Below are 15,435 nucleotides of genomic sequence, written 5' to 3' on the forward strand. Positions count from 1 at the left end.
CTGAAGTTTTTTTTTTATGAACGTTCTTTATGGGACCTCCGATGACTGAGTTGCGACCGATCGCCGACGTGGCCCACGACCTGGGGATTGCACACGAGCACCTCGAGCCTTACGGGCGCGACAAGGCCAAGGTCCGGCTCGAGGCGCTGGAGGTCTCGGAACGAGCCCCGGGCAAACTGATCCTGGTATCCGCGATCACCCCGACGCCGGCCGGCGAGGGGAAGACGACGGTCTCGATCGGGCTGGCCCAGGGGTTGCGGAAGATCGGCAAGCGATCGGCCCTGGCCCTTCGGCAGCCGTCGATGGGTCCGGTCTTCGGCCGCAAGGGGGGGGCGACGGGGGGAGGCGCGAGCCGCCTCGAACCCTCGAACACGATCAACCTCCAGTTCACGGGCGACTTCCACGCCGTGACCGCCGCCCATAACTTGCTCGCCGCGGCGATCGACAACCGCCTCCACTTCGAGGACACGTCGCTCGACCCCCGGAACATCCTCTGGAAGCGCGTCCTCGACATGAACGACCGCGCCTTGAGGAAGGTCGTCATCGGCCTCGGGGGGCCGAGCCAGGGTGTGCCCCGAGAGACGGGCTTCGACATCACCGCCGCGAGTGAGGTGATGGCGATCCTTTGCCTGGCCGACTCCCCGGCGGACCTCCGCACTCGGCTCGAGCGGATCTTGATCGGCTACGACCACGACGGCCGGCCCGTCCACGCCAGCGAGATGGGCATCACCGGTTCGCTCGCCGCGATCCTCAACGAGGCGCTCCTTCCGAACCTCGTCCAGTCCCGAGAGGGGACTCCGGCGTTCGTCCACGGCGGGCCGTTCGCGAACATCGCGCACGGCTGCAATTCGATCCTCGCCACGAGGATGGCCCTCGCGACCGCCGACTACGCCGTCACGGAGGCGGGCTTTGCCTTCGACCTCGGCGGCGAGAAGTTCTTCGACCTCAAGTGCCGCGTCGGGGGATTGAATCCGGCGGCGATCGTCATCGTCGCCACAGTCCGGGCGTTGAAGATGCACGGCGGACAGGCCCTCGAGGCCCTGACGGTCGCCGATCCGGCGGCCGTCGAGAAGGGGCTCGAGAACCTCGCGGCCCACCTTGATAGCGCCGCCCATTTCGGCAAGCCGACGCTCGTGGCCTTGAACCAGTTCGCATCCGACTCGCCGGAGGAGCTCGAGGTCGTTCACCGCTTCTGCCGGGATCGTGGGATCTCGAGCTCCACCGCGAACGTCTTCGGGGCGGGAGGTGCCGGTGCCGCCGACCTGGCGGAGAAGGTCGTCGCGGCGACCTCCGGCCAGAACACCCCGTACACGCCGCTGTATCCCCTCGAATGGTCTTCGGAGAAGAAGATCGAGGCGATCGCCCGCGCCATGTATGGTGCCGACGGGGTGAACATCCTCCCCAACGCCGCGGCGAAGCTCCGAAAGGCCCGGAAGCTCGGCTACGGTGCCCTGCCCATCTGCATGGCGAAGACCCAGGATTCCCTCTCCGATAACCCCAAGTTGCGCGGTCGCCCTCGAGGCTTCACCCTCACCGTCCGCGACGTCGAGATCGCGGCAGGCGCGGGCTTCCTGGTCGCCCTCACCGGCGAGATCGTCCGCATGCCCGGCCTCCCGGTCCGCCCGGCGGCCGAACGCATCGACGTCGATCAAGAGGCTCGGATTACGGGGCTCTCCTGACCCTGTGCCGATCGTCACCGCTCAGCATCCCCATTCGGGTGCCTGGGCGGTTGTCTTTCCCGTCTCTGAGCAATGGCACGACCCGGTAAGAAGGTCGCTTCTCCTCTCGTCTCGAGGGCCGCCGGAAACCCACGCCTATCGGCAAGCGTTGGCCCGACGTTTGCCTTGGTGAATGGTAGCAGGTCGTCGATTCCCTCCGTGGGAGTCGCATCGCGGCCCCCTGAGCGGAGCCGCCCGGCTCATTTCTACCAGGGCAAATACCATGCAAACCGTCGTCGGACTCTTCGCGACTCGGGAGGAGGCGGAAGCCGCCATCCACCGTCTGAATGCCAACGGGATCCTGTCTCCGGCGATCAGCATAGCCATGCGAGACAGCATCGACGCAGCCGAGCTGATCGAGACGACCGGGGCCAATGACCTTGCCGGTGAAGGGGCCACCGCGGGGGCGGTTTCCGGGGCGGCCGTGGGGACGCTGGTCGGGCTCGCGCTCCTCGGCAGCACGATCGCCCTGCCGGGCGTGGGGACCTTCCTGATCGGCGGCCCACTCGCCGCCGCGTTGACGGGGGCGGGCATCGGTGCGGCGTCGGGCGGACTCCTGGGAGCGTTGATCGGCTCGGGGATCCCCGAGCACGAGGCCGAGCATTTCGCGTCGGCGCTCGAGGAAGGGCACATCCTCGTCTCGGTCGACGTCGAGAACGACCTGGTCGTCTCCGTCCGCCGCATTTTCGAGGAGGAGGGGTCGCGGCGTACCCACTCCACTTACGCTTGAAATTCGCTTGAATCCAGATCGGGACGCCCGCGTTCGTTGCGAACGCGGGCGTCTTCGTTTTCGTGGCGAACACTCAGGAATAGACGTTTGTTGCGAAGCCGTGCTGCTGGCGATGGACGGGGCCGTCGAAGACCTTCGAGGACTTGAAGAGCTCGAATCGGCCGTCGCCGGCGAGCTTGAGGGTTCGCCCTTCGATGGCCTGACGTTGCTCGTCGGACAGCGGGCTGAACTCCCGGACGATTTTGAGGTTCTGCTCGAGGACCTTCACGGAGTCGATGCCCGTGACGAGCGTCGAGATCGGCAGCGAGAGGACGTACCGGAGGGCCTCCTCGACCGGGATCCCGGCCTCGGTGACGATGTTCCCCGTCCCTCCCAGGCTCTTCATCGCGAGGACGCCGATCCCCCGTTCGTTGAGGACCGGGAGGACTCGCTTCTGGAAGCTCCGGTAGTGGGCGTCCATCACGTTGAGCGGCATCTGGACCGAGGACCAGGCGAACGGCTTGTTGAGCATCTTGAGATGGATCGACGGGTCCTTGTGGCCGGTGAACCCGAGGTAGCGGACCTTCCCTTCCTGCAAGGCCTTCAGCCCGGTGTGGATCGCGCCGTCTTCGGCGAAGACCCAGTCGGGATCATTGTCATAGACGATCTCGTGAAATTGCCAGAGGTCGATGCGGTCCGTCTTGAGTCGGCGGAGGCTGTCTTCGAGGTTCGACTGGGCATCCTTGGCGGTCCGGCCGCAACATTTGGTCATCAAGAGGACCTTGTCGCGGCGGTTTCCCACGACGAGCGCCTTCCCCATGCGCTCCTCGGCGAGGCCGTTGTGATAATCCCAGGCGTTGTCCATGAAGGTGATCCCTTCGTCGACGGCACGCTGGATCAGCGCGAGGCTCTCGGCCTCGGAGAGTTTCTTCGGGTTGGTGCACGCATGCCCCCCGAGGCAGAGGAGGCTGACCGCCTCTCCCGTCTTTCCCAACGGGCGGACCGGAATCCCTCCGAAGTTGGTCGTCTTCGGCTCGGCGGCGCCCGCGAGCCCCGCCGCAGTGACGCCGGCGACGCCGGCCTGGATGAACTCGCGACGGTTCGGTGTCTTCGACGTCATCGCCTTGTCCTCTCCTCTCGTATGTCCGCGGTTTGGTGAACGACCCGTTCCCGAGGGAGCGGCGCTCGACCCGGTCACGACTGCCTGAAACGACTGGGGGCAACTCTCGCGCCACTGTCGTGGGCACGCCATTCGCGTCCCCAACCCATCTCCGGTGATGCGAGGTGCGACCGCCGGACCGCGACAAAGTCCGGCGCCCTCCCCTGCCCCAGCGTCGACGATCATTCTAGGAGCCCGAACAATGGCCAGCCGGCGACACGCCCACCCTCTGCATCATCCGATCGTGATCACGTTTCTGATCCTCGCCGTGATCGCCTTCATGTCCCTGGCGGCCGAGGTCCTGAAGCCCCTGGCCTTTGCCATCCTGCTGAGCTTCGCGCTCGCCCCCATTGCGAGATTCCTCGAGGCCAGAGGAATTCCTCGATTTGCCGCCGTCCTCCTGACGGTGGTCTTGACGCTGGGGCTCCTCGGCGCCGTGGGTTACAAGGTGGGCGAGCAACTGACAACCCTGGCGAGCCAGACCGATGCCTCGCACCTCAAGGAAAACATCCTGAAGAAGTTCCGGTTCCTGAAGCCGAAGCAGCAGGGAGCGATCCAGAAGCTCTCGAATGTCGGGGCCGACCTCGCCAAAACACTCGACCGGCCGTCGCAGGTCAAGGGGACTGTCCCCGTGAACGTCGTCGCCGCCCCGACTTACACCCAGCGGCTCTCTGAGGCCGTTGGCCCCTATCTCGAATCCCTGGGGGTCGCCTCCTTCGTCCTGATCCTGGTCCTGTTCATGCTCGCGAATCGCGAGGACCTCAGCGACCGGGTCATCCGACTCGGCGGCCCGGATCGGGTCAGCGTCACGACCAGGACCCTGGAAGAGGTCAGCCAACGGATCAGCCGATACTTGACGATGTTCACGCTCGTGAACTCCGCGTTCGGGACCATCGTGGCCCTCGGACTCTGGGGGATCGGCATCCCCCTGGCCCTCCTCTGGGGAGTCCTCGCGGGCCTGCTCCGTTTCGTCCCCTACGTCGGGCCCTCGATCGCGTTCGGTTTGCCGTTTCTGTTCTCGCTGGCGAACTTCGAGGGGTGGCGGGAACCTTTATTGATATTCGCCCTCTTCGGCGTGCTGGAGATCGCCGCGAACAGCTTCTTGGAGCCGGTGCTCTACGGCAAAACGACCGGCGTCTCGGCGCTCGGGCTGCTGGTCGCGGCCATGTTCTGGACCTGGCTCTGGGGGGCGCTCGGCCTCCTGCTCTCGACGCCGCTGACGGTCTGCCTCGCGGTCTTGGGGAAATATGTCCCGGCCTTGCGCGTCTTCGCGACCTTGCTGGACGAGGAACCTCCCCTCGCCCCCGACCTCCGGTTTTACCAGCGACTCATCGCCTACGACCAGGATGGGGCCTCGGAGATCATCGAGTGCGAGCTCAAACGAGCCCCGCGCGTCGAGGTCTTCGACCGAATCTTGATCCCGGCCCTTTCCCGGACCGAACGCGACGCTCGTCGCGGCGAGATCGACGACCAGTCGCAGGCCTTCATCCTGCGGTTCGTCAGCGACCTCCTCGACGAACTCGAAGACGCGCCCGAGGTCGACCTGAAGTCGCTCGCCGCGGGGTCGCCCGAGGTTGGGAACGGTCCCGACCCCGTCGAAGGGCTTGAGGGGACGGTCCTGGGGGTCGCCGCCAATGACGCGGCCGACGCGCTCGCCCTCAGGATGCTCGACGTCCTCCTCAGGCCGCTCGGCTGTTCGATCGCGATCCTGGCCGACGCGAGCCCCCCGCTGAAACTCGCGGAGAAGATCTCGAGCCTGGAGCCCTCGTTGGTCGTTTTATCCCACCTTCCGCCGGGAGGCTTCACCACCGCACGCTACCTTGTACGACGACTCAGGGTGAGGTTCGCGGATTTGCCGATCGTGGTCGGTCGTTGGGGGGAGAGCGGAAACCCCGAAGGGGCTGCGGATCGATTGGCCGAGATGGGGGCGTCGGATGTCGTCAACCAACTCGCCGACGCCAGGGACCGAATTCTCGAGGTCGTGCGTCCTTCGAACAAGACCGAGCGGGCGACTTCGTCCAAGTCCCCGGTTCCAGTTTCCACGATCCCCTGACGAGGACCCCGAGCTCAATCGGCCGAGGTCTCGAGGAGCCCTCGAATCTTTCGATCGCTCCCAGCTCGGCGGATTTCCCTTCGGAGAAAAGGCGGAGGGCGAAGGGAAATCCGCGGTCGATGATGTGGGCGAAACGACCATCGCGACCACCCAGCGGTGATGCCGAGTGGTGCTGGTGGTCGATGCGAGGGCAGGATCAACGCTTGAAATCTTCTTCGATCAATTTGAAGAAGTCGTCGTCGTTGGTCTGGATGGCGGGCGGCGGGGAGTCGTTGAAGTCATCGGCGATGGGCGAGTCGAATTCGCCCTCGTCGGTGGACATGCGGTCGATATGTTCGGGGGCGCGTGAGGGGCGGGTCGGCTTGTAGTCGTCGGTCTCGAGGCCGGCCAGCTCCATCAGGGAGTGGCGCTTGCGGGTATCGGCGAGCTCTTCGTCGAGGTCGTCGTGCTTCCGCATGATGCTCTCGGGGCCGGCCGGCTCATAGTCGATCGTGAAGAGGCGGCCGGCGATCCCGATCTCGTCGTCGGGCATCACGCTGTGTTCGCTCGAGATCGCGGCACCGTTGAAGGTGGTGCCGTTGGTGCTCCCCAGGTCGCGGATGTGCCAGACGTTGTTCAGCAACCGGAGCATGCAATGCTTGCCTGAAATATTATTGAAATCGAGGCAGATATCGCACGATGGCCGCCGGCCCACGATCAGCTCGGACTTGACCAAAGGGATAGGATCGCCACCGCCCATGGGTTTGAGGATGCCTAGGACATTGGAGGTGGGTCGCATGGGTCGGACCTCCCATCAGGAGAGAGGGGTGGGGATTCATCCCGGCAGCGCACCGGTATGAACGTTATCATATCAGAGTCGTCATCGATTACTCAAGACGCGACAAGCCCTCCCGCCTCCCCCAAATTCCCGCCAAGGTCTGGAACCCGTTTCCGCGTTCGGATAGGCTCGGGCCCGAGTCGAGGACCGAACGCAGGGGCCAGGGACGGTCCTCCGAGCGTGGTGAGTTCTGTGCGAACCCGGGGTGGATGAGTCATGCAACCGAACAGTTCGCGGGGATTGACGCGTCGAGAGATTCTTGCGGCAGGCCTCACGCTCGCCGGCTCGGCGGCGATGGGCCGGTTGGCGGGGGCGGCCCCGTCCACGAGTGACAGCCCGTACGGCCCGTTCAAGTTCGGGCTCCAGAGCTACTCGCTACGCGGCTATACCAAGGGGGGGAAGGCCGACGTCGAGAAGGCCCTGGCCGTCACCAAGGAGCTGGGGCTGCACTACTGGGAGTCGTACGTCGCCCACATCCCGATCGACACCAACCCGGCGACGATCGCCCAGTACAAGAAACGGGTCGAGGCCGACGGTGTGACGGTCATCGGATACGGAGTGATCCACTTCGCCAAAAAGGATCACGACGCCAATCGTCGAGTCTTCGAGTTCGCCAAAGGGATGGGCCTGGGCTACCTCTCGGCGGACCCCGATCCCGACAGCTTCGACGCTCTCGACAAACTCGTCGAGGAGTTCGACGTCGCCATCGGCATCCACAACCACGGCCCTGGGCATCGTTACGCCAAGATCGACACGATCCAAGCGGCGATCAAGGACCACAGCCCGAAGATCGGCTGCTGCGTCGACACCGGGCACTTCCTCCGTTCGCGCGAGGACCCCGTCCGGGCCGTCGAGGTCTTCGGCAAGCGCACGTTCGGCGTCCACCTCAAGGACGTCAAGGACGCGAACCATTTCACGATCCTTGGCGAGGGCGACCTCAGGACGGCCGACCTTCTGAAGGCCCTCGCCAAGATCAACTACGAGTACTGCCTGGCGCTTGAATACGAGGAGCATCCCGAGAATCCGGTCCCCGACCTCCGCGGCTGCCTCGAGGCCGTTCGCGCGGCGGCCGTCGGCCTCAAGGGTGTTTGACCCCGACCGTCCTCCAGGGAACCCACGCCGATGATCCCCCGAGTACTCGAGCCCGAGGCGATGGACTCGCCCGAAGAGGCCCGCGACTACGACGAGATGGACCACTCGGCGGTCAACCAACGATTCGTCGCCGATTTCCTCGAGGCGCATGGCGCGCCTCGGGGCGGCGAGATCCTCGACGTCGGGTCGGGCCCCGGACGGATCCCGATCGCACTCTGCCAGGCCGATCCGACCGCCAGGGTCGTCGCCCTGGACATGGCCGAGGCGATGATCGAACGCGCCCGGCGGAATATCGACGACGCAGGCCTGGCCGGCCGGATCCGCTGCCAGGCGGGGGACGCCAAGCGTTTGCCCTTCGCCGACGGCGCGTTCGAGGCCGTCGTGAGCAATACGATCATCCACCACATCCCCGACCCCGCCCCGCCCCTGGCCGAGATGGCGAGGCTCGTCGCACCCGGCGGTACACTCTTCATCCGAGACCTTGCGCGGCCGGCGGATGTGGCTGCAATCGACCACCTCGTCTCCACCTATGCCGGTGACGAGGCCGAAGCCGCTCAGGCCCTCTTCCGAGACTCGCTCTACGCTGCCTTGACCACGGACGAAGTTAAAGAAATGCTCTCCAAGCTCGGCTTGCCCGAGGACGGCGTCTCGATGTCCTCCGACCGCCACTGGACCTGGATCTGGAGGCGGCCGTCATGAGCCGTCGAAGTTCGTGTCCTGCACGACATGATCGATTGCGGTTCCGTCGATCCCTCGCCCTGGGCGGGGTCGCTCGGGTCTAGGGAGACGTCCCGGGATGATCGCAAGCCAGACGGTAGCCATTGACATCATCATCCGCTCCGCCGACGGCCTCGAGCTGAAGGGGCGGCACTGGTCTCGCGAGAATCCGCGTGGAGTGCTCGTGATCGGGCACGGGTTCGGCGAGCACGGAGGTTGCTACCGGCACGTCGCCGAAGCCCTCGGTCCGACCCTCGAGATCGACGTCGTCGCCCCCGACCTGCGTGGGCACGGGAGGAGTCCGGGTCGTCGGGGCGTGGTCGGGTCCTATGACGACCTCGTGGCCGACCTGCGGGCGGCGTTCGAGTGGGCGGGTGACGCCCGGCCGGGCCTGCCTCGCTTCGTTCTCGGGCACTCGAACGGGGGCCAGCTCGCGCTGAGGCTCGGCCTCGAGAATCCCCATGGGTTGACGGGGTTGATCCTCTCGAATCCCTCGCTGGTGGTGGCCACGAGGGTTTCTCGCGTGAAGCTCGCGGTTGGAAGGTTCCTCCTCAAGCACGCACCTCACGTCACCCTCTCGGCGAAGCTCCCCGCCGAGATGATGACCAGGGATCCGGAGATGCAGGCCGACCACCATACCGATCCCCTCCGGCATAGCCGGATCAGCGCCCCCTTGTATTTCGGGATGACGGACGGGGGCCGGGCGGTCCTCGACCGAGCGAGTGAACTGATCGTCCCGACCCTCTTCCTCCTGGGCGAGTCCGATCCGGTTATCGATCCCTCCGCAACGCGGCGATTCTTCGAGCGTGAGGGCTCTGCGGACAAGACTCTCAACGCCTATCCCGGCATGCGCCACGAGCCGTTGAACGAATTCGGACGCGAGCAGGTTTTCTCCGACCTCTCGGCATGGCTCGACGCTCGACTTCGCCCGGTCTGATCGAAGGGCGATTCAGATGCGGGCGAATTGCTGGCCGGGGAGCCGACGGATGAGGCGTCTCATCTCGAGGATGCTGAGGGTCGCAAGGACCTGCGAGGGGGTCAGGCCCGTGCGCACGATGAGCTCGTCGACGGCGGCGGGCTGGTTGGCGAGATGGCCCATGAGGGTGCGTTCCTGATCGGAGAGCGTCAGCTCGGCCGGATGTCGTACGGGGGCTCCTCCGTCGGCCACCGGGACTTCTCGGACGAGCGGTCCGAGCTCATCGAGGATGTCGTCGACGGTCTCGACGAGTCGGGCGCCGTCGCGGATCAAGCGGTGGCAACCCTGGCTTGGCAGGCTGTCGACCGGGCCGGGGACGGCGAAGACCTCGCGGTTCTGCTCCATCGCGTGGTGCGCGGTGGAGAGCGAGCCGCTCCGCGGAGTGGCCTCCACCACGACAACCCCGAGACACAGCCCCGAAATCACTCGATTTCGCTGGGGAAATAAGCCCGCCAGGGGCCCCTGGCCCATCGGCATCTCGCTCACCAGGGCCCCCGAGGCGGCGACCTGGACGGCGAGCTCTTCGTGCTCGGGGGGGTAGACCATTCCCAACCCGTTCGCCATCACGGCGAGGGTCCGACCACCGGCCTTGAGCGCACCTCGGTGGGCCGCCGCGTCGATCCCCCGTGCCAAGCCCGAGACTACCGTCAGTCCGACGCGGGCCAGGGCGCTCCCCAGTCGCTCCGCGATCCGCATCCCATATGGGGTGCACCGCCGCGACCCGACGATGGCGATCGCCAGATGATCCCGGGGCTCGATCGACCCCTTCACGTAGATCAGGCTCGGTGGGTCGGGGATCTCCGCGAGCGAGGCGGGGTAGTCTTCCATCCCTCGAGAGACGATCGTCACGTTGGACTGCCGGCAAAGGTCGAGCTCGGCCTCGACGTCGTGGAATCGCCGGGCCGCCGCAATCTTCTCGGCGAGCTTTGGTCCGATGCCCGAAACTTCGCGCAGGGACGAGACCGAGGCATCAAGGACCTTCCCCGCCGACCCGTAGTGCTCGAGCAACGCCCGAAAGGTGTGCGGGCCGACGCCCGCCACCAACGTCAGGCAGACCATGTCGCGCAACTCCGGATCGGTCATCACATCAGCCTCTCGGTCGCCTGCTCATCTCTCGAGTTTGGATCTCCGTTCTCGGCGGATGGTAGCCGACTACTGTACGGATTGCAAGTGGATCTCGGTCACTTCAGAGGACCTTCCGGATGTCCACCTCGGTGGGAGCGTCGGTCAGCTCGACCTGGCCGATCCTCCGGGGTAGGACGAAACGGGTCTTCCCCTTCTGGTTCTTCTTGTCTCGGGTCATCGCCTCGACGAGTCGGTCGGGGTCGAGGCCCGGGGCCGAGTCCGGGAGCCCGAACGTGTTCACGAGCGCCTTGATGCGATTCGACGTTTCGGGCTCGATCCAACCTAGTCGCACGGCGAGCTCGCCTTCGGCAACCATGCCCACGGCGACGGCCTCGCCATGGTGGAAATGCCCCCCGTAGCCCGCGACCGCCTCGATCGCGTGCCCGATCGTATGGCCGAAGTTCAACACGGCGCGGAGGCCGGTCTCCTCACGTTCGTCCTTCGAGACCACATCCGCCTTCAAGCGGCAACTGTGGGCGACGACGTGGCGTAATGCCGTTCCCTCGCGGGCGAGGATCGCGACCGCGTTCGTCTCGAGGAACTCGAAGAAGTCTGCGTCGAGGATCACTCCGTATTTGAGCACTTCCGCCAGGCCGCAGCGGTACTCGCGGTCGGGGAGCGTGCGGAGCGTCTCGGTATCGATCCAGACGCCGGCGGGCTGGTGGAAGGCCCCGATGATGTTCTTGGCTCGAGGATGGTTGACGCCGACCTTCCCGCCGACTGAGCTGTCGACCTGCGCCAGCAAGGTCGTCGGCACCATGAGCAGGGGCACCCCTCTCGTATAGGTCGCGGCGGCGAACCCGGCCAGGTCGCCGATCACTCCTCCCCCGAGCGCGACGACCGCCGTGTGCCGGTCGGCCCGGAGCTTGACGAGGTCGTCGTAAAGGTCGGCCGCGCGGTCGAGCGACTTCGAGTGTTCTCCCGCCGGGACCACCGCCAGGGTGGCCGTGATCCCGGCACCGGCCAGCGAGGCGACGTAGGCGGCCTCCATCGGGGCGACGTTCTCGTCGGTGACCAGGAGTGCCCGCTGGCAGGGACGTCCGGCCCAACTGGCATTCAGGCACGAGCGGGCGAAGGCCCCGAAGTCGGGGGTCCGATTGCTGACGACCCGCACTTCATAAGACCTCGGACCGAGCTCGACCCGGACCGACGTCTCCGACTCGGTCGCGTTGAAAGGCATTGTCACGTCAGGGGTTCCTTCGTAGAGGGCGGAACTCTTATCGGCATCCCTCCCCCCATGGATGCAAGGGAGCGTCGAGGGGTTCCGTCGCGTTGCGGGTTGCCTTGCGGCTTGGTACACTATAATCAACCGGAGAGCGGGTTCCTTCCGATTCGACGTCCGCAACCCACCACGGGTGGCAGATGATGACCGATCCGTTGCTGTGGTCTCCAATCAGCCTGGGCCGTTGGTTCGGGACCGAAGTCCGCGTCCACATATCTCTGGCGATCTTCGTCTTTCTCGAGTTGTTGAGCGCGGCGTTTTCGTCGTCGCGATTCGAGCACACGGCCTGCTGGATCGGGCTGCTGCTGCTGGCCCTCATCGTCCACGAGATCGGTCACGCGCTGGCCGCCTCCTGGGTCGGAGTCGAACCCGACGAGGTTCGCCTCTGGCCGCTCGGAAACATGGTCGGCGCCTCGGTCGCCTCGCGATCGAACGAGTCCGTTGGGGTCGCCTTCGGCGGCCTGGCGGCGAACTTGCTGGTCGTCATCGCGACGGTCGGGGGATTGTGGCTCGCCGATGCGCAGTTCGTCTGGCATCCCTTCGGCAATCCGGAAGATTCGGGTGCCCCTTGGATCGGCGATAAAAAGGCCACGGCCTGGTCGATGATCTGGTTCGTCGGCTGGTTCGGCTACCTGAACTACGTTCTCCTCCTCGCCAACCTCATCCCTGCATTACCCTTCGACATGGGGCGGGCGCTGCGGACGTACCTGGCCAACTCGTCGATGACGCAGGCGAAGGACGGTTTGCTCGCCCCTTATACCGCGAGGACCTTCGCGGCGATCCTCGGGATCGCCGGCATGATCCGGCTGGTCCAGCAAAACGTCGACGGCGTGACGCTGATCGGCCTGGCGATCCTGATCGAGCTGATCGTTCGGTCGGAAGCCCGGATGCTCGAAGACGGTGGATTTTTCGACGACGGGGTCTTCGGTTACGACTTCTCCGAAGGGTACACGAGCCTTGAAGGGAGTGCGGCCAAGGTCCGACCCTACCGGGAGAGTGCCCTCAAACGCTGGCGTCGACGACGGTCCGACTCACGACGGCAGCGTCGCATGGCCCGCGAGGCGGCCGAAGAACGACGCATGGACGAAATCCTCGAGAAGCTCCATCGGGACGGGCGGCATTCCCTGTCCGACGAAGAACATCGCTTCCTTCTTCGCGTCAGCGCCAAGTACCGGAATCGCCCCAAGGCGAGTGATTGAGACGCCGGAATCGGGTCGAACAGGATTCGCCACAAAGGCACAAAGAAGACGAAGAAGATTTGGAATCAAAAGATCTTTTTGATTTATTTGTGATTCTTGGTGACTTTGTTGGGATCGTCCCCGCCCGCCTGAGGTTGCCGTAGTGAGCCTACCGATCATTCGCCGCGAAGACCTGGAACCCGGCGACTGCCTGTGCAACCACTGCACGGGGAAGTGTTGCCGCTACTTCTCCTTGCCGATCAACACACCGGTCAACCGGAAGCACTACGACCGGATCATACGTTACCTTTCCCACGGGGAGACCCTCGTCTACGTGGAAAAGGGGACGTGGTACCTCGTGGTCATGACGGTCTGCAAGTACCTCGCCAACGATAACCGTTGCAAGGTCTACTTCGATCGACCGAAGGTCTGCCGCGAGTACACGACGGCCGAATGCGAATACGACACCGACTGGTCGTTCGAGAAGGTTTTCGAGACGGTTGAGCAACTCCGAGAGTACGCCGAGGCGCTCTTGCCTGCCCCGAGGACTGTCCGGGGGGTTGAGCGCGAGGTCGAGAGTGCGGGCGATCCTTCTGGTCCGATGACGATCGCCATCGAGGCCCCCAAGACGTGGGACGACTTCGACGCCGTACGGTGGTATCTCGCGCATCTTCGGACGTACGTCACGGTCAAAGGGGGACAGTGGACCCTGTTCGTGAAAGGCAAGGAGGGCACGAGACCGGCCGACCCGGGGGTCCATCACGCGCAGAAAACTTTTGAAACATCCGAACAGTTATGGGAATATGCGGAGGCCGTGCTTCCCGCTCGCCTGACCCGTCGACGGAAGGGAGCGGCGATTCCGGACGTCACGCTGGGCTGATTCGGGACGATTGAGGCGATGGCCAACCGCGCGAATCATTACGAAGCCGCCTTCGAGACCTACGTCCGGTCGATCCGGATCCCCTGCGTCGCCGTCGACGAAGCCAAACGCCCCTATTTCGGCGAAGAGGGGGTGAAGAACCCCGACTTTCTGCTGTATCCTCGTTGCGGCCCCAACCTCGTGGTTGAGGTGAAAGGGAAGCGCGGGAAGAACGCGAGGGGACGACGCCCCTGGGAGAACTGGGTCACGACCGACGACCTGGATGGCCTGGCCTGCTGGCAGGAGATGTTCGGGCCGGGCTTTCGGGCGATCCTGGTCTTCGCCTACGCCGAGCCCATCCTCCCTTTCCCGCTCCCTCGAGAGAACGGGTCGTTCGAGTTCCGAGGGCTCGAGTATCGATTCTGGGGGGTCGGGCTCGACGACTACATCGCCCACCTCCGCTCGAGAGGGCCGGCCTGGAAGGCCGTGGCGATGGCTCGGGCGGCCTTCCGTCGACGAGTGAGGCCCTTGCGAGAGTGGTTGCCCATGACGATCGAAGCCCCGAAACGACCGAAACCGCTCAAGGAGCGTGACCGATGATCCGCTGGTTTGCCCCCGCCCTCTTGGCGACGAGCCTGTTCGTCGTCTTCGCCCCCTCCGCCAACGCCCAGGCCCCCGCGCCCGCGGAAGGGGCCCCCGCCGAGGAAGGGACCGGCGACCCGGTGCCGGGCTACGTCGCCACGGGCTTCTTGGCCGGCGGGGCGATCTTCGTCATTTGCAAGTCGGCCCGGCGCTGAGTCGCCCGCGTGCCCTCGTTCCACTTCTACCCCAGGTACCCTCGACGATGACGGCCTCCACCACCCTGTTGTCGCGATCCGAGGTCGCGTCGATCTATCGGACCCCTGTCCTCGACCTCATCTTCCGGGCGGCCGAGGTTCACCGCAAATACCACGACCCGTCGCACGTCCAGGTCTGCGTCTTGCTCTCCGTCAAGACCGGGGGATGCCCCGAAGACTGCGGATACTGCCCCCAGGCCGCCCGATACCACACCGAGGTCAAGGCCCAGGGACTGATGGATGTCGGCGATGTCCTCGAGGCCGCCCAACGTGCCAAGGCCGACGGCGCGACGCGGTTCTGCATGGGAGCCGCCTGGCGCGAGGTCCGCGACAACGCCCAGTTCGATCGGGTCCTCGAGATGGTCCGGGGCGTCAAGGCCCTCGAGATGGAGGCCTGTTGCACCCTGGGAATGTTGAGCGAAGGGCAAGCCCGACGGCTCAAGGAGGCGGGGCTCGACGCCTACAACCACAACCTCGACTCGTCCGAAGAGTTCTACGGCGACATCATCTCCACCCGCACGTACCAGGATCGCCTGAGGACCCTCGATCACGTCCGGGGCGCGGGGATCTCGGTCTGCTGCGGCGGGATCGTCGGCATGGGTGAGACCGAGGACGACCGCATCGGCCTCCTGCACACCCTCGCGAGCATGCCCGAGCCCCCGGAATCGGTCCCGATCAATGCGTTGGTCTCCGTCGAAGGGACGCCGCTCGAAGGGCGGCCCCAGGTCGAGATCTGGGACATGGTCCGTACCATCGCCACCGCTCGGATCCTGATGCCCGCGTCGATGGTCCGACTCTCGGCGGGACGGATACACATGAGTGAAACCGACCAGGCCCTCTGCTTCCTCGCCGGCGCGAACTCGATCTTCGCCGGCGACAAGCTCCTCACGACACCGAACCCGGGCACCAGTCGCGACGAACGCCTCTTCGATGTCCTCGGGTTGAAACCGAGGCCGCTCGACGTCGCGATCTGA

General features: G+C 65.4%; 15 protein-coding genes. 11 read left to right on the forward strand and 4 right to left on the reverse strand.

The window, feature by feature from the left end:
* Positions 1 to 41: 41 nt before the first annotated feature.
* Positions 42 to 1,679: a formate--tetrahydrofolate ligase gene (locus ACYOEI_RS28155; protein ID WP_462852983.1), complete on the forward strand. Its 1,638-nt coding sequence runs from the start codon at positions 42 to 44 to the stop codon at positions 1,677 to 1,679.
* 262 nt (positions 1,680 to 1,941) lie between these two features.
* Positions 1,942 to 2,448: a general stress protein gene (locus ACYOEI_RS28160; protein WP_462852984.1), complete on the forward strand. Its 507-nt coding sequence runs from the start codon at positions 1,942 to 1,944 to the stop codon at positions 2,446 to 2,448.
* Positions 2,449 to 2,521: 73 nt separating this feature from the next.
* On the opposite strand, the gene ACYOEI_RS28165 is transcribed toward ACYOEI_RS28160, so the two are convergent.
* Positions 2,522 to 3,547, reverse strand: a complete 1,026-nt coding sequence (locus ACYOEI_RS28165) for an aldo/keto reductase (RefSeq protein ID WP_462852985.1) — start codon at positions 3,545 to 3,547, stop codon at positions 2,522 to 2,524.
* Positions 3,548 to 3,788: 241 nt separating this feature from the next.
* Here ACYOEI_RS28165 and ACYOEI_RS28170 point away from each other — a divergent pair, with 241 nt between their 5' ends.
* Positions 3,789 to 5,639: an AI-2E family transporter gene (locus tag ACYOEI_RS28170; protein ID WP_462852986.1), complete on the forward strand. Its 1,851-nt coding sequence runs from the start codon at positions 3,789 to 3,791 to the stop codon at positions 5,637 to 5,639.
* Between the two features lie 196 nt (positions 5,640 to 5,835).
* Here ACYOEI_RS28170 and ACYOEI_RS28175 read toward each other — a convergent pair whose 3' ends face one another.
* Positions 5,836 to 6,417 carry an FHA domain-containing protein gene (locus tag ACYOEI_RS28175; RefSeq protein ID WP_462852987.1) on the reverse strand — a complete coding sequence of 194 codons (582 nt, stop codon included), beginning with the start codon at positions 6,415 to 6,417 and terminating at the stop codon, positions 5,836 to 5,838.
* Between the two features lie 255 nt (positions 6,418 to 6,672).
* On the opposite strand from ACYOEI_RS28175, the gene ACYOEI_RS28180 reads away from it, so the two are divergent.
* The 3 genes from ACYOEI_RS28180 (at position 6,673) to ACYOEI_RS28190 (ending at position 9,202) form a co-directional block, all read left to right on the forward strand.
* Complete coding sequence (locus ACYOEI_RS28180) at positions 6,673 to 7,548, forward strand: sugar phosphate isomerase/epimerase family protein (protein ID WP_462852988.1); 876 nt, start codon at positions 6,673 to 6,675, stop codon at positions 7,546 to 7,548.
* A gap of 30 nt (positions 7,549 to 7,578) precedes the next feature.
* Complete coding sequence (locus ACYOEI_RS28185) at positions 7,579 to 8,247, forward strand: class I SAM-dependent methyltransferase (RefSeq protein WP_462852989.1); 669 nt, start codon at positions 7,579 to 7,581, stop codon at positions 8,245 to 8,247.
* Between the two features lie 97 nt (positions 8,248 to 8,344).
* The gene (locus ACYOEI_RS28190; protein WP_462852990.1) at positions 8,345 to 9,202 is read left to right on the forward strand and encodes an alpha/beta hydrolase; all 858 of its coding nucleotides are present in this window, start codon (positions 8,345 to 8,347) and stop codon (positions 9,200 to 9,202) included.
* A gap of 12 nt (positions 9,203 to 9,214) precedes the next feature.
* Here ACYOEI_RS28190 and dprA read toward each other — a convergent pair whose 3' ends face one another.
* A complete protein-coding gene (dprA, locus tag ACYOEI_RS28195; RefSeq protein ID WP_462852991.1) occupies positions 9,215 to 10,324 on the reverse strand; it encodes a DNA-processing protein DprA in 1,110 nt (369 codons plus the stop codon).
* Between the two features lie 103 nt (positions 10,325 to 10,427).
* Positions 10,428 to 11,546: a 3-dehydroquinate synthase gene (gene aroB, locus ACYOEI_RS28200; protein WP_462853087.1), complete on the reverse strand. Its 1,119-nt coding sequence runs from the start codon at positions 11,544 to 11,546 to the stop codon at positions 10,428 to 10,430.
* Between the two features lie 182 nt (positions 11,547 to 11,728).
* Here aroB and ACYOEI_RS28205 point away from each other — a divergent pair, with 182 nt between their 5' ends.
* From ACYOEI_RS28205 to bioB, 5 genes are all read left to right on the forward strand, one after another.
* Positions 11,729 to 12,787, forward strand: a complete 1,059-nt coding sequence (locus ACYOEI_RS28205; protein WP_462852992.1) for a site-2 protease family protein — start codon at positions 11,729 to 11,731, stop codon at positions 12,785 to 12,787.
* Between the two features lie 142 nt (positions 12,788 to 12,929).
* Entirely contained in the window at positions 12,930 to 13,646 is a 717-nt protein-coding gene (locus ACYOEI_RS28210; RefSeq protein WP_462852993.1) for a YkgJ family cysteine cluster protein, read from the forward strand.
* Positions 13,647 to 13,664: 18 nt separating this feature from the next.
* Positions 13,665 to 14,225, forward strand: a complete 561-nt coding sequence (locus ACYOEI_RS28215) for an HYExAFE family protein (protein WP_462852994.1) — start codon at positions 13,665 to 13,667, stop codon at positions 14,223 to 14,225.
* The gene (locus ACYOEI_RS28220) at positions 14,222 to 14,422 is read left to right on the forward strand and encodes a hypothetical protein (RefSeq protein ID WP_462852995.1); all 201 of its coding nucleotides are present in this window, start codon (positions 14,222 to 14,224) and stop codon (positions 14,420 to 14,422) included. The genes ACYOEI_RS28215 and ACYOEI_RS28220 overlap by 4 nt, the downstream gene beginning before the upstream one ends.
* Before the next feature lie 47 nt (positions 14,423 to 14,469).
* The gene (bioB, locus tag ACYOEI_RS28225; RefSeq protein ID WP_462852996.1) at positions 14,470 to 15,435 is read left to right on the forward strand and encodes a biotin synthase BioB; all 966 of its coding nucleotides are present in this window, start codon (positions 14,470 to 14,472) and stop codon (positions 15,433 to 15,435) included.

The sequence above is a fragment of the Singulisphaera rosea genome (assembly GCF_054877945.1).